The sequence below is a fragment of the Plantactinospora soyae genome (assembly GCF_014874095.1).
Classification (GTDB): domain Bacteria; phylum Actinomycetota; class Actinomycetes; order Mycobacteriales; family Micromonosporaceae; genus Plantactinospora; species Plantactinospora soyae.
On sequence record NZ_JADBEB010000001.1, the window covers coordinates 2,087,752 to 2,099,931 of the forward strand.

At 70.3% G+C, this 12,180-nt stretch carries 13 protein-coding genes and 1 pseudogene; 7 read left to right on the plus strand and 7 right to left on the minus strand.

Going from position 1 to position 12,180, the window contains the following annotated elements:
• Positions 1–1,038 precede the first annotated feature (1,038 nt).
• Positions 1,039–1,392, minus strand: a complete 354-nt coding sequence (locus tag H4W31_RS09305; RefSeq protein WP_192766289.1) for a nuclear transport factor 2 family protein — start codon at positions 1,390–1,392, stop codon at positions 1,039–1,041.
• Positions 1,393–1,685: 293 nt separating this feature from the next.
• On the opposite strand from H4W31_RS09305, the gene H4W31_RS09310 reads away from it, so the two are divergent.
• From H4W31_RS09310 to H4W31_RS09330, 5 genes and pseudogenes are all read left to right on the plus strand, one after another.
• Entirely contained in the window at positions 1,686–2,033 is a 348-nt protein-coding gene (locus H4W31_RS09310; RefSeq protein WP_192766290.1) for a hypothetical protein, read from the plus strand.
• Between the two features lie 538 nt (positions 2,034–2,571).
• Positions 2,572–3,048: pseudogene (locus tag H4W31_RS09315) on the plus strand (SigE family RNA polymerase sigma factor); the annotation flags it as partial.
• A gap of 115 nt (positions 3,049–3,163) precedes the next feature.
• Positions 3,164–4,075: a hypothetical protein gene (locus H4W31_RS09320; protein ID WP_192766292.1), complete on the plus strand. Its 912-nt coding sequence runs from the start codon at positions 3,164–3,166 to the stop codon at positions 4,073–4,075.
• A 188-nt stretch (positions 4,076–4,263) separates the two neighbouring features.
• On the plus strand, positions 4,264–4,632 hold the full coding sequence (locus H4W31_RS09325; protein ID WP_192766293.1) for a GntR family transcriptional regulator: 369 nt from the start codon (positions 4,264–4,266) through the stop codon (positions 4,630–4,632).
• Positions 4,629–5,642, plus strand: coding sequence for a hypothetical protein (locus H4W31_RS09330; protein ID WP_192766294.1), 1,014 nt, complete (start codon positions 4,629–4,631; stop codon positions 5,640–5,642). Before H4W31_RS09325 ends, H4W31_RS09330 begins: the two co-directional genes overlap by 4 nt.
• 54 nt (positions 5,643–5,696) lie before the next feature.
• Here H4W31_RS09330 and H4W31_RS09335 read toward each other — a convergent pair whose 3' ends face one another.
• From H4W31_RS09335 to H4W31_RS09350, 4 genes are all read right to left on the minus strand, one after another.
• The gene (locus H4W31_RS09335) at positions 5,697–6,227 is read right to left on the minus strand and encodes a SigE family RNA polymerase sigma factor (protein ID WP_225945456.1); all 531 of its coding nucleotides are present in this window, start codon (positions 6,225–6,227) and stop codon (positions 5,697–5,699) included.
• A complete protein-coding gene (locus tag H4W31_RS09340) occupies positions 6,227–7,324 on the minus strand; it encodes a hypothetical protein (protein ID WP_192766295.1) in 1,098 nt (365 codons plus the stop codon). The genes H4W31_RS09335 and H4W31_RS09340 overlap by 1 nt, the downstream gene beginning before the upstream one ends.
• Positions 7,325–7,439: 115 nt before the next feature.
• Positions 7,440–7,649, minus strand: coding sequence for a hypothetical protein (locus H4W31_RS09345; RefSeq protein ID WP_192766296.1), 210 nt, complete (start codon positions 7,647–7,649; stop codon positions 7,440–7,442).
• Positions 7,650–7,727: 78 nt separating this feature from the next.
• Entirely contained in the window at positions 7,728–8,333 is a 606-nt protein-coding gene (locus tag H4W31_RS09350; protein WP_318783108.1) for a UTRA domain-containing protein, read from the minus strand.
• Between the two features lie 144 nt (positions 8,334–8,477).
• Between H4W31_RS09350 and H4W31_RS09355 the strand changes: the two genes are divergently transcribed.
• Both H4W31_RS09355 and H4W31_RS09360 read left to right on the plus strand, forming a co-directional pair.
• On the plus strand, positions 8,478–8,840 hold the full coding sequence (locus tag H4W31_RS09355; protein ID WP_192766297.1) for a YciI family protein: 363 nt from the start codon (positions 8,478–8,480) through the stop codon (positions 8,838–8,840).
• 22 nt (positions 8,841–8,862) lie between these two features.
• Positions 8,863–10,128 (plus strand): RNA polymerase sigma factor, encoded by a 1,266-nt coding sequence (locus tag H4W31_RS09360; protein ID WP_192766298.1) that lies wholly within the window; start codon positions 8,863–8,865, stop codon positions 10,126–10,128.
• A gap of 12 nt (positions 10,129–10,140) precedes the next feature.
• On the opposite strand, the gene H4W31_RS09365 is transcribed toward H4W31_RS09360, so the two are convergent.
• Together H4W31_RS09365 and H4W31_RS09370 are read right to left on the minus strand one after the other, a co-directional pair.
• The gene (locus H4W31_RS09365) at positions 10,141–10,896 is read right to left on the minus strand and encodes a LytR/AlgR family response regulator transcription factor (RefSeq protein ID WP_192766299.1); all 756 of its coding nucleotides are present in this window, start codon (positions 10,894–10,896) and stop codon (positions 10,141–10,143) included.
• A 16-nt stretch (positions 10,897–10,912) separates the two neighbouring features.
• Entirely contained in the window at positions 10,913–12,130 is a 1,218-nt protein-coding gene (locus H4W31_RS09370; protein WP_192766300.1) for a sensor histidine kinase, read from the minus strand.
• Positions 12,131–12,180 lie beyond the last annotated feature (50 nt).

Here is a 12,180-nt window from a genome sequence, read left to right on the forward strand (position 1 = left end):
AACTTTCTATACGTTGCGGGGGCCATCCCGCCTGCCATCGACCCAGGCAAGCCGAGCACACCACCGCCCGGCCCACCAGCGTCCGTACGAGCCGTCAAGGCCCGCTTGACATGGCGGGCCGGGCGGCGGCCCGCTCCCCAAGAGGGCGGCTCGACGGCAGACGGGATGGCATTTCCTTTGGGCTGCGGCGAGAAGTCGGTGTCACACATCAACGTCTGACACCCGAGCTGGGTGACCAACTGGGTGACAATGGGCACGAGCAACGCTGGACGTCCATGGACTCCGGTGGACCGTTCGGGCAGCTCAGCCCTGTTGCTGGCACAGCCCACCAACGGCTAGTGGTTCCTTCACACCGAAGTGGTCAGTCCCGGCCCGTCGTCTCGGCGTACGTGACGCGCCGGGTCGAGCTCCTAACCCCGAGTGTCAATGATCGCCGTCTCGATGCGCAGCCCGATCCCTGTCAGGACAAGGAGGCCCGCAATGATATGCGTTTCGGCCTGTCCGGAGTTGCTCGCCATGGTGAGCACGGAGGCCAGGAAGCCCCCGGCTATTGCCATGGTTCCAAGTACACGCTTGCTGGCAGCTTGCCGAGATCGAAGGTCCACGGCGTGACCGTACCCGGAGACTTCGCGTCGAGACCAGCTCACACCGAAGTGGTCGGCGTGCCCGATGCGTGCCCGATGCAGCGGTCAACACCAGCCAGCACCGGCACCTCTACGGCGTCGACCTGAACGCTCCGTGCCTGTCTGCTGGCCGGCACAACTACCCAGAGTGCTAATCAACGTGATTCCCAAGCTGACAGTGAGGGTTCGATTCCCCTCACCCGCTCCACACGCGGAAGCCCTGGTCAGGACAGACGTCCCGCCAGGGCTTCCGTGGTTCTAGGTCATGCTGAAACAGGGATGGGCCATTAGCGGGCCATTAGCGGGCCTCGGGAGGCCCGCACTCCCCCGAGCGCCAGGCTGCCACCGCGATCGGGCAAGCCATCCTGGCCCTACACCACATCGAAAACTTGACCTACGGCAGTTGAAGCGCTCACTAGACCGGGACGAAGGTGGCGGCCAACACCCGCCAGTTGCCGTCCTCACGCACCCACAGCCGGGTGTAGCGCAACCGCGCGGACATAACGGCACCGCCCTGAACGGCATCCACCGCAGCGACCGTGCGAGTCATCCCGGTCTCACCGTCTTCCTGGACGTCGAGCGACTCCTCCACCAGGTTAGTGATTCGCAGGGCCCCCGAGCGGTAGCTCTCCAGGTCATCTTCCTTCGTGAAAACCGTGCCATCCGGTCCAGCACCCACGACCTGGGGGTGCAGAAGCGCGTCGAGGGACTCGACATCGGCGGCGCGCTGAGCCGCTTGGAGCTGCCGTTCCGCAGTATGGAGATCCATTCACCGATCCTCCACAGCGCCCCGCAACAAGACAAGCGGGTTCGCTCGCGGCAGAACGGCAATGTCAGCCCAGTACGGCGTTCGCGGCACAACCGAACTTCGGCATGACCGGGTCGGCCACCTGAGAGGGTCCTCTACCTCGCTCCGAAACGGGGAACCATCCGTGCTGAGCGAACCAGTTGGACAGTGCTCAGTGGGGCGCGCGGAAGATCGCGTGCGGCAACTGCCGCCGGGCAGCCGCAGCCGCACCCGCACCGGACATACTGGCCATGCCTGGAACGAGGACGGTGGCGGTGGCTGAGACAGAGCTCAACATGGCTGTTGCGCGAATCCAAAGCAGCGGTGGCTACCGCAACTTGGTCCGGGGGTACCGCTGCCTAGCCGTCGGGCTGGTCTTCGGCCTGTTGGTCCTTGTGTCGGCGCTCGTTCGCTTCCTGCCGTTGACGATTGCGTTGTTCGCTGTCGCGGCCGTGGCGATGGCTGCCGGTGTGGCGCTCTGCTGGACAGGGATGATCAGGATGTCGCGAGACCAGTTGATGCCACGTGGCGGAACAAATCGACATCAGGCCTTGATGCGAGGGCTGTGGCGGGACGTGATCAAGCCAGCACAGCGTGCTGACATAGTCGATAGCCGACGGTAGCCGTGATCGCAGTGCGCGGCGAGGGAGAAGGCCAGGGCTGGCTTCGCAAGGACGCTGGGCGGCACGTGATCGATCTGGCCAGGCATCCCAACGGAGCGTGCCATTAGCGTGCCATTGAGCCAGGGCAACAGAGGCCAACGCAGGCCGCTGGAGGCCGCCGTGATCAGGGTGCCGGCTGGTCGGAGGCCCGATCTTCGACACTTCTCAAGCTGACGATGAGGGTTCGATTCCGTTCACCCCGCTCGGACAATGAAGGCCCAGGTCGGAGGAGCATTTCTGACGCTGGCCTTCGTTCTTTCTGATCTCTGTCCGGAGGTCGTCCCCCTTCGTGCCCCTCCAGTCTGGCGTGCTGGCTGCGTCCGTCTCCGCCGATCATGGGCGTCACAACTTGCTCACCTACGACGGCTGCCAGCCCCGCTGAGGCTGTCGACTTCCCGCGCCGTAGCCGCGCGGATATTTCGCCGATCCGGTGCAACCGTGGCGTCGCTCTGCTGCGTGAGTGGGAGGAGCAGCAGGCACCGAGGAGAGTGAGGTCGGCGTGACAGAGGACGACTACCGGGCGTTCTACGCATCGTCGTTCGCGCGGTTGGTCGGTCAGGTGTACCTGCTGACCGGCGACTTTGCTGAGGCGCAGGACTCCGTTCAAGAAGCGTTTGTCCGAGCTTGGAGCAGACGTCGCCGGTTCGTCGACGGGGACGAGCCGGAGGCGTGGATCAGAACGGTCGCCCGCCGGGTCGCGGTCAGCCGTTGGCGCTCGGCGCGGTCCGGGTTGGCGGCGTGGCGGCGCCGTGGGGTGGTTCCACACGTGCCTGGGCCTGGCGTGGAGACGCCGTTGATCGTGGCGGCCCTACAACGTCTGTCCGAGGAGCAGCGACGCGCAATCGTGCTGCACCACCTGTGCGATCGGTCTGTCGAGCAGGTCGCCGCCGAGACGGGGGTGCCATCCGGGACGGTCAAGGCCCGGTTGTCGCGCGGGCGGACCGCTCTGCGACAGATTCTCGAAGAGGCGGACGTTTCGCATCCGGGGAGCCGGCAGGAGTTCGGCTCCACACCTCCCTCGGGCGAGCCGCCGGCTGGCACGCCGCGCCGGTCCGACCGACAGAACGACAGCACAACCTTGGAGCGTCGTCATGCCTGAACGCCAGTACTCTGACCGAGAGAGCCGCGACCTCGAAAGCCCCGCGCCAGATACGCCTGTCCTGGAGAGCCCGCTGCCCGGCCTGGACACCATGCTCCGGGACGCGGCTGACGACGCGACGCGCCGGACGTTCGTGCCGCCGTACGACCTGGTCGAGGGTCTGGTGCGGCGGCGCCGAACCGCGCGGGTCGCGACGGCCGGCGTGTTCGGGGTAGTGCTTTTTCTGGCGTTCGGGGTCGCGGCCGTCAGCGGTGGCGGGCCTGACCGGGACGGGGGCCGCCCGCAGCCGGCCGCGTCGGCCACCGCCCTGGACCCTTCGTTGCGCGAGTACTGGACCCAGATTCCCATCTTGAGCTGGACGCCGGGCGCGGGACGCCGGGCGCGGGACGTGAGTTCCACGAGCGAGTTCCGTACGGCGGTGTTCTCCGCGCTTGGCCCGGGGGATCATGACTACTCCCAGCTCCACGATTTGCGAAAGAGCTTTCCCGACGCTCCGGTCGGTGGCCCGGCCATCGCCATCGATCAGTCGGTCACGAGAGCGGAGTTGGAGCACGCCGCCGCGAACCTGCGCAAGCTCGCCGGCGTGCAGGACGCGCGGGTCGTCGAGGTACCCGGCCTCTGGTTCACCGTATCGGCCACCGGCCCCGCCGCCTCCGGCACCAGCAGGGCACCAGTCATTGACCTCGAGGGGATAGCCATCAGAGGCTCCGCCAGCGGGCGGGAACGTGACGCACAGAATCGGTGGGTTAGCTGGGTACGCGCCACGTACGCCGGGCCGGCCATCGACCGCGCCACCTTCGACCTGCTGCGCGCACGGGCCGCCGAAGCAGTGGAGATCGATGTCTCGCAGGTAGTGGTCACCGCAGAATCCTCCGGCAGGAACCCGGAGCCGACGACGAGCTGACGCCGGACTCAGCCAGTTCCCTTCACCGGGACAGATTCGGAGGCCCTGGTCAGGACAATCAGTCCGGACCAGGGCCTCCGATCTTCCGTTGGCCGCGATCGGTGTACCAGCCATCCGCGGGCCAATGCTCGGCGCCGAGCATACGGTGGACTGTCGCGCTGCTTGACTTGTTCTAGTAGTATGCGAACATGTTGTTCAGTGTTGTGCCGGAGAGCGGAACGCCGCTGGCCGAGCAGATCGCGGCCAGCGTGCGTCGTGCGTTGGCCGAGGGGGCGGTGCGGCGCGGTGATCGTCTGCCAGCGGCCCGGGAGCTTGCCGAGACGTTGGACGTCAACATGCACACGGTTCTCCGGGCGTACGCGGCACTGCGCGATGACGGGCTGATCGAACTGCGGCGCGGTCGTGGCGCCGTGGTGACCGGCGCGGTGCCCCGGGAACGGGCGCAGGTGATCGAGTGGGTGCGACATCTGGTGAGCGACGCGCAGCGGGCTGGCGTTGGCCTGGACGAGGTCGTCGCACTGGTACGCCAGCAATACACAAAGGAGGCAGGCGGATGAGGACAGCACGGTGGATCGCCGGAATCGGGCTCCTGCCGGGGGTCCTGCTCGGCGGCGCGACAGCCCTGACGCTGGCGTGGCGGGAGCGGCTGCCGGATCACCTACCCAACCAGGGCGGCGTCGGCGACCGCCCGATGGTGACCACGATCTCGGTCGACATGCTGACCGCGATCCTGATCGGAGTGGCCCTCGCCGCGTGGATCACCGGGCTCGTCGTGTTTCTCGCCGCCGGCCGGCTGCCCCGGATACCCCGGCACTGGCTACGCACCGGTGTCCAGGTCGCGGTCGCCGCCGTTGCTGGCGCGGCGGTGACGATTCTCCTGATGGTGCTGGGAGCAGCGCTCGACGCGACCACCGCGGCCGACGTACACATCTCCTGGGCCTACTTTGCCGCCATCATGGCCGTGCCGGCGGTGGCCGCCGTCCTGTCAGGTCTCGTGGCGACCCTGCTGGCCGGCCGCGCCCCGGCGCAGCCCTCGGACCCCACCGCGACGACCGCGACCGCCTCGGCGCCGCAGCCCGCCCGGCCCGCCGCGACGGCCGACGACGAGCGACTGCTCTGGTGGGAGTCGCGTTCGCTGCGCCCGGTCGTGTGGGCGATGGTCGCACTCGCCGTCTCCGGTCTCCTGCTCGCCGCCGTGCTGGTGCCCTTCGTCGGCCTGCCGGGCTGGGCCGGGCTGGCGCCGACCGTGACCGCACCCGTTCTGCTCCCGTTCACCCGCTACCGACTCGCCATCGACGCCCGCGGCGTCCGGCTCACCTTCGGCCTGGTCCGATGGCGGCTGCCGCTGACCGCCATCGCCGCGGCGGAGGAGACTCGCCTGGACGCGGCAACCTGGCTCACCCGTGGAATGCTGCGCGGCGCGACCGACCCCACGCTACCGCTGCTGCCCGGCCAGGTTCTGGCCCTACGGCTGACCGACGGCACCCGCCGCCTGGTCACGTGTCGCGACGTCGCCACCGCAGTGGACACCGTCAATACCCTGCGTGCCAGGGCGACCGCCCGCTGAGTCTCACGCCGTCGGGACCCCGGTGCCCGGCATCGGGGTCCCGACGATGCCCGGTCAGTTCGAGCCTGCCAGGGACACTCGGAACGCCTCCGCCAACGGGCCGTCGACCCGGCGAAGGGCGCTGATCGCCCGGCTGGCCCGGCTCTTCACCGTTCCGGTCGAGCAGTTCAACATCCCGGCGATCTCCTGTTCGCTGAGCCCGGCCCAGTACCGCAGCACGAGCACCACCCGCTGCTGGACGGGCAGTTCACGTAGCGCGGACAGCACGAGCCGAGCCGTGTCGCGCGGTTCGTAGGGGTCGGCGGCCCGCCGCTCCGGCAGTTCCCCGGTGGGGACCTCCCGCCGCCACAGCCGCCGTCCGGCCCGCCAGGCCGCGCGCACCATCACCCGCCGGGTGTACGCGTCGGCGTCGCCGTCCGGGTGCAGCCGGTGCCAGGCCCGGTACGTCTTGACCAGCGCCTCCTGGGCGAGGTCCTCACCGTGGCCGTGGTCACCGGTCAGCAGGGTGCCGTGCCGGACCAGCGCGGCGTAGCGGGCGTTGACGAACTCGGCGAAGCTGTCCGGCGCGGTCACCTGGCTGCCCATCACTTCTCCCCGTCGGCGAGCAGGGCCCGGATTTCGGCCAGGAATCCGGCGGGCAGCCAGACCCGGCCGCCCATCGACGAGGTGGCGAAGGCGCACTCGTCAGTGCTGCTGATCGCCACCAGGGCCTGCGCGGGACCCGACGGGTAGTGCAAGGTGAGTGCGGCCATGTCCTTACCAGCCAGCTTCCGACTCGGGGTCAGCGGCAGCGGCGAAGCGCAGGGCAGTTCGTCGGTCTGGACGACCTGGTCCAGTCCACGCAGGCGCTCCAGCACCTGGGAAATGGCGGACGTATCGGCGGAGTCGATTCGGTCCCGGTCCCGCTGACCGAGGGCCACGAACGGCGAGGTGTCCGGCAGGACCAGCCGCCCCGGTACGACCGGTTCGCTGCTGATCGAACCGAGGACGAGATCCAGCTCCTGCTGAGCCACTTCGACGCCGAAACTTGTTCCGGCCCACGGGAACCCTATGTTGAAGGCCGCCCACGGCCCTTTTACCCGGAAGTTACCAACGTCGTTGTCGGTCAACCAGGCTGGCTGCCCGCCGGGCAGGACGATCTCGCTGATTCCCTCGCTGAACTTCTTCGGCGACTCGGACCGATAGGACATCGTGCCCCAGGAACCGACCTGGATCTGGGCGCGCGCGTCGCAGTCCCCGCCGGGACTCCATCTGACATTGATCAGCACCGACCTGGGTACCACGTCGCAGTCGGTCACCTGCTGGCCACTTTCGGGGACGACCTGCCATCCGTCCGGAACGGTCAGGACGAGGCCGTTCGCGCGTACCTCTCCATCGGTCACCGTCGCCGCCACTGTCCGGCGACTGCTGGGCCTCCTGCTCGTCTCCGAGGGGAGGGTGGGCGGGGCGCTGACGCTCGGGGAGGGGTTGGCGGTGGTTGTTCCGCCGCCCCCTCGGTTCGCGGCGACGAGGCCGCCGGTGGCGAGCAGGGCGATCGTCACGGCGCCGGCCGCACCGGCGACGGCCAGCCGGTGCCGCCGGTGGGCCCGCCCACGCCGGAGCACCTCCGACACCGGGTCGACGACCCGTGGTCGGGTGTCGGCGACCGCCGCGTCGAGCAGCGATCGGATTCGCTCGGTCATGCCCGTACCTCCTCCGATGGATGAGATTCCACCTCTGCAAAGACACCGGGAGGCGGATCGGTTCCACCGTCAGGGGCCGCACGACCGCGCAGCAGGCCGGGCTCGCCGGTCCGACTCAATCGAAGAACAGACGTTCCGCGTCGGCGGGTATCCACGGGCTCGGGTCCGTGACCCAGTCCGGGTCGTACGACTCGACCGCGTCGGCGGGATCGAGGGACTGGTACGACCCTCCGACCGGTCCGGCAAGCCGGTCGACTCCCTGCCGCAGGACGTACGGGTGGGCGACGAGATGTGGGTCGAGATCGTCGACGTCGAGCCGGTGCACCGCCGGGTCCGGCTGGCGCCCGTACCGCCGATGCCGAGGAGCCGGGTTCGGTCGGAGGCGCCGGAGTGACGGGGCTCGTTACCCGTCCCACCGCTTCAGGGGCGTGGCGTAGACCAGCTCGGTCCGGTGCCCGGGAAAGAGGGCGTCGGCGACCTCGACCACCCGCCCGGTGACGTCCACCGAGATCTTGCGCAGCGCCAGGACCGAGGTCCCCGGTTCGAGGTCGAGCATCTCGGCCTCGTCCGGCGACGGCGGTCGGGTCCGGATCCGGTCCTCGACCCGGGCCAGCTCGACGCCGACGGTGTGCAGCTGGTGCTGCGTACCGCCGGGCCAGGGTTCGCGCTCCGGGTCCAGCAGGTCCCGGTTCCGGGCCACCAGGTCGTACGGCAGGTAGGAGCGGGACGCGGAGAGCGGTGTGCCCGCGCTCCGGCAGCTGGTCCGGTACGCCCGGCGGAGCAGGGGAGTACCGATCGGCACCCCGAACGCCGAGGCCAGGTCCTCGTCGGCCTCGATCCGGGCGTACTCGGCGTGGAAGTCGAGATCGTGCGTGCGCAGGCCGGTGTCCCGCTCGGTCCCGCCGGTCCGGCGCCGCTCGGCCTCGGTGAGCCGTACCCGGTCCTTCTCCCACTGGTAACGCTCGCTGTTCCGGCGCCGGACCATCGGGCGCCCGTTCCTGGAACTCACGCTCCGTACGCTACGGCCTGCCCGCCGAAACGTGTGGGAGGTGGCGACGGGGGGAGCCCCGGCGGCGATGTCGAGGCCGGCGTCGCGGTTCCGTCCGTAGGGTGGAAGCGTGCCAGCGGGGTACGCCGACGGAAGGAACACCCGATGAAGTACCTGCTGCTGATCTACGGTAACCAGGAGAAGTGGGACTCGATCCTGGCCGAGTCGTGGCCGGCGGAGATAGCCAAGCAGGACGCCTTCAACCGGAAGTACCACGAGAGTGGTGAACTGATCGGTGGCTACGGCCTGTCCGATGCCGCCGCCGCCCGGCTGGTCCGGCGTAAGGACGGGGCGCCGGCGGTCACCGACGGGCCGTACCTGGAGGCCAAGGAGTACATCGCCAGCTTCTACCTGCTGGACTGCGAGAGCGAGGAACGGGCGTACGAGATCGCGGCGGAAATGCCGTGGGCCGACCAGGAGCCCGTCGAGGTGTGGCCGATCCTGCACGAGTCGGCGGCCGACCTGTGACCGACGAGCCGGTACCCGTCCGGTGAGCCTGGACCGGAGTGTCGAGGACCTGCTGCGGGAACTCGCGCCGCAGGTCCTCGGCGCCGTGGTCCGGCGGTACGGGCAGTTCGATGCCAGCGAGGACGCCACCCAGGAGGCACTGGTCCGGGCCGCCACCCGCTGGCCCACCGACGGGATACCCGACAACCCCCGGGGTTGGCTGGTGACCGTCGCCGTGCACCGGCTGCTGGACGAGTTCCGCAGCGACACGTCGCGGCGACGCCGGGAGGATGCCGTCTTCGCGGCGACGCCGCAGTCGGAGTTGCTGGGCCGTCCGGCGGACGTGGAGCCGGGCACGGACCGGGACGACTCGCTCGCCCTGTTGTTCATGTGCTGCCATCCGGCGCTCTCGCCGCCGAGCCAGATCGCGTTGACCCTGCGCGCGGTCGGCGGTCTGACCACCGCGCAGATCGCCGCCGCGTTCCTGGTTCCGGAGGCGACCATGGCCCAGCGGATCAGCCGGGCGAAGCAGGGGATCAGAGACAGCGGCGCGCCGTTCGCGATGCCGGCGGGACCGGATCGCGCCGAGCGGCTGCGGGCGGTGCTGCACGTGCTGTACCTCGTCTTCAACGAGGGGTACACGACGTCGGCCGGGCCGGACCTGACCGCGCCGCAGCTGTCCGACGAGGCGATCCGACTCACCCGTTGGCTGCGCCGGCTGCTGCCCTCGGACGCCGAGGTGGCCGGACTGCTCGCCCTGATGCTGCTCACCGACGCCCGCCGGCCGGCGCGTACCCGGCCCGACGGGGCGCTGGTGCCGCTGGCCGAGCAGGATCGCGGCAGGTGGGACCGGGGGCGTATCGCCGAGGGGGTCGCGCTGATCACCGAGACGCTGCCCCGGGGGCCCGTCGGCCCGTACCAGGTGCAGGCCGCGATCGCCGCGGTGCACGACGAGGCGGAACGGATGGAGGCGACGGACTGGCCGCAGATCCTCGGCCTCTACGACCTGCTGGAGAAGATGGCGCCGAATCCGATGGTCACGCTCAACCGGGCGGTCGCGGTCGCCATGGTGTCCGGCCCGACCGCCGGGCTGGAACTGCTCGGCACGCTGGAGTCCGACAAGCGGTTGGCGAAGCACCACCGTCTGCTCGCGACCCGGGCCCACCTGCTGGAGCTGGCCGGCCGGTCCGGTGCCGCCGCCGACAGCTACCGGGAGGCGGCCCGGCGTACCAGCAGCCTGCCCGAGCGCCGGCACCTCGCCGAGCGGGCCGCCCGCGCCGCCCGGGCGCAGGTCGACGAGGCCGACTGAGCCGGCCGCAGCTCAGCGGTTCCAGTCCTGCTTGGCGGCGCGGACCAGTTTGTCCTTCAGCTCGCGGGTGTGCCGCCGGCTGACCGGCAGCTCGGTCTCGTCGACCACGACCACGTAGCCCGAGTTGGCCAACCGCAGTTCGGCGATCAGCCGGAGTTGGACCAGATACGACCGGTGGATCCGGACGAATCCCGCATCGGCCCAGCGTTCGGCGAGGGTGGCCAGCGGCACCCGGACCAGGTGCGAGCCGTCGGAGGTGTGCAGCCGGGCGTAGTCGCCCTGCGCCTCCACCCAGCGTACGGCCGAGCGGGGCAGCATCCGGGTGGTGCCGGCCAGCTCCACCGGGATCGTCGGATCGGGCTCGGCCCGCGCCATCGCCGCCGGATGTGTCGGCACCACCCGTGCGCCGACCACCCGGCGTAGCGACTCGGCGAGCCGTTCGGCCCGGACCGGCTTGCGTACGTAGTCGGTGGCGCCGAGGTCGAAGGCGTCGACGGCGCCGTCGTCGTACGCGGTGACGAAGACGATCGCCGGTGGCCGGGCGAACCGCCGCAGCACCCGGGCCAGTTCCATGCCGTCGAGGCCGGGCATCCGGATGTCGAGGAAGACCACGTCGACGTCGGCGTCGCGGAGCACCCGCAGCGCCTCGGTCGCGTCGCCGGCCGTGTGCAGCCGGGCCACCCGGGGGTCGGCCCGCAGGTGGTACGCGAGTTCGTCGAGTGCCGGAGGCTCGTCGTCGACCGCCAGGACCCGCAGGAAACCGCTCACGCCCCCGTCACCCCGCTCATGCGCTCGCCCGGACGTGGCGGTGGAACTTCGGCACCCGCATGCTCACCTTCGTACCCGATCCGAGACCGGTCTCCACGACCAGGCCGAACTGGTCGCCGAAGACCGACCGGAGTCGCTCGTCCACGTTGGACAGCCCGACGTGCTGGCCGGAGTCGTCGGTCGGATCGGCGGCGGCCTCGGCGATCCCGGCGACCAGTACGGCCGGATCCATCCCCACCCCGTCGTCCTCGACCGTGATGTGACACTCGGCGCCGGCGTCCCGTGCCTCGATGCTCACCATCCCCACCCCCGGCTTGCGGGACAAGCCGTGCCGGACGGCGTTCTCGACCAGCGGTTGCAGGCACAGGAACGGCAGGCTGACCGGCAGTACCTCGGGGGCGATCTGGAGCTTCACCTGGAGCCGGTCGCCGAACCGGGCCCGCTCGATGGTCAGGTACCGGTCGATGGACCGCAACTCCTCGGCGAGCGTGGTGAACTCCCCGTGGGCCCGGAACGAGTAGCGGGTGAACTCGGCGAACTCCAGGATCAGTTCGCGGGCCCGCTCGGGATCGGTCCGGACGAACGATCCGATCGCGGTCAGCGCGTTGTAGATGAAGTGCGGGCTGATCTGCGCCCGCAGCGCCCGTACCTCGGCCCGGGCCAGCCGCTCCCGGGACGAGTCGAGTTCGGCGAGCGCGAGCTGCGCTCCGGCCCAGTGCGCGGTCTCCAGCGCGGCCTGCACCAGGCCCGGCACGGGCTGGTCGTCGGCGATCGCCACCAGCGCCACCGTGGCCCGGCCGTCCGGGCCGGTCAGCGGGGCGATCACGGCGCCCCGGACCGGGCAGTCGACCCGGTCACAGCGCAGTTCCGTCTCGCCGAGCACTGTGGACCGGCGGGTGTTGATGGTCTGGGCGGCGGCGGCGAGCAACTGTTGGCCGTGGTGGCCGCCCCGGCCGTCGAGCGCCAGCATCCGGTCACGGTTGGCCAGCGCCAACCCGGCGGAACCGACCAGGGTACGCAGGTGGCGTACCGCCTTGGCCGCTCCGGCCGGGGTGAGCCCGGCGCGGAGCGGCTCGGCGGCCAGCCCGGCGGTGTGCAGTACGTCGTAGGTGGCCCGCTGGGTGGCGGTGGCGATACCCCGCCGGGCCCGGAGCCGGACGACGGCGAAGAGCGCAGCGCCCAGCGCGCTGATCATCGCCACCACGGCGATCGCCGTGGAAAGGTTCGGCCCCACGCAGAGATCCTGACGGGTCCGGCCCGGTTCGCCAAGCCTGCGTACGTCCG

Coding starts and splice junctions, on each gene's coding strand:
- H4W31_RS09325 (WP_192766293.1), top strand. CDS start 4,264: ATGTTGTTCAGTGTTGTGCCGGAGAGCGGAACGCCGCTGGCCGAGCAG.
- H4W31_RS09330 (WP_192766294.1), top strand. CDS start 4,629: ATGAGGACAGCACGGTGGATCGCCGGAATCGGGCTCCTGCCGGGGGTC.
- H4W31_RS09340 (WP_192766295.1), bottom strand. CDS start 7,324: ATGACCGAGCGAATCCGATCGCTGCTCGACGCGGCGGTCGCCGACACC.
- H4W31_RS09305 (WP_192766289.1), bottom strand. CDS start 1,392: ATGGATCTCCATACTGCGGAACGGCAGCTCCAAGCGGCTCAGCGCGCC.
- H4W31_RS09320 (WP_192766292.1), top strand. CDS start 3,164: ATGCCTGAACGCCAGTACTCTGACCGAGAGAGCCGCGACCTCGAAAGC.
- H4W31_RS09335 (WP_225945456.1), bottom strand. CDS start 6,227: ATGGGCAGCCAGGTGACCGCGCCGGACAGCTTCGCCGAGTTCGTCAAC.
- H4W31_RS09355 (WP_192766297.1), top strand. CDS start 8,478: ATGAAGTACCTGCTGCTGATCTACGGTAACCAGGAGAAGTGGGACTCG.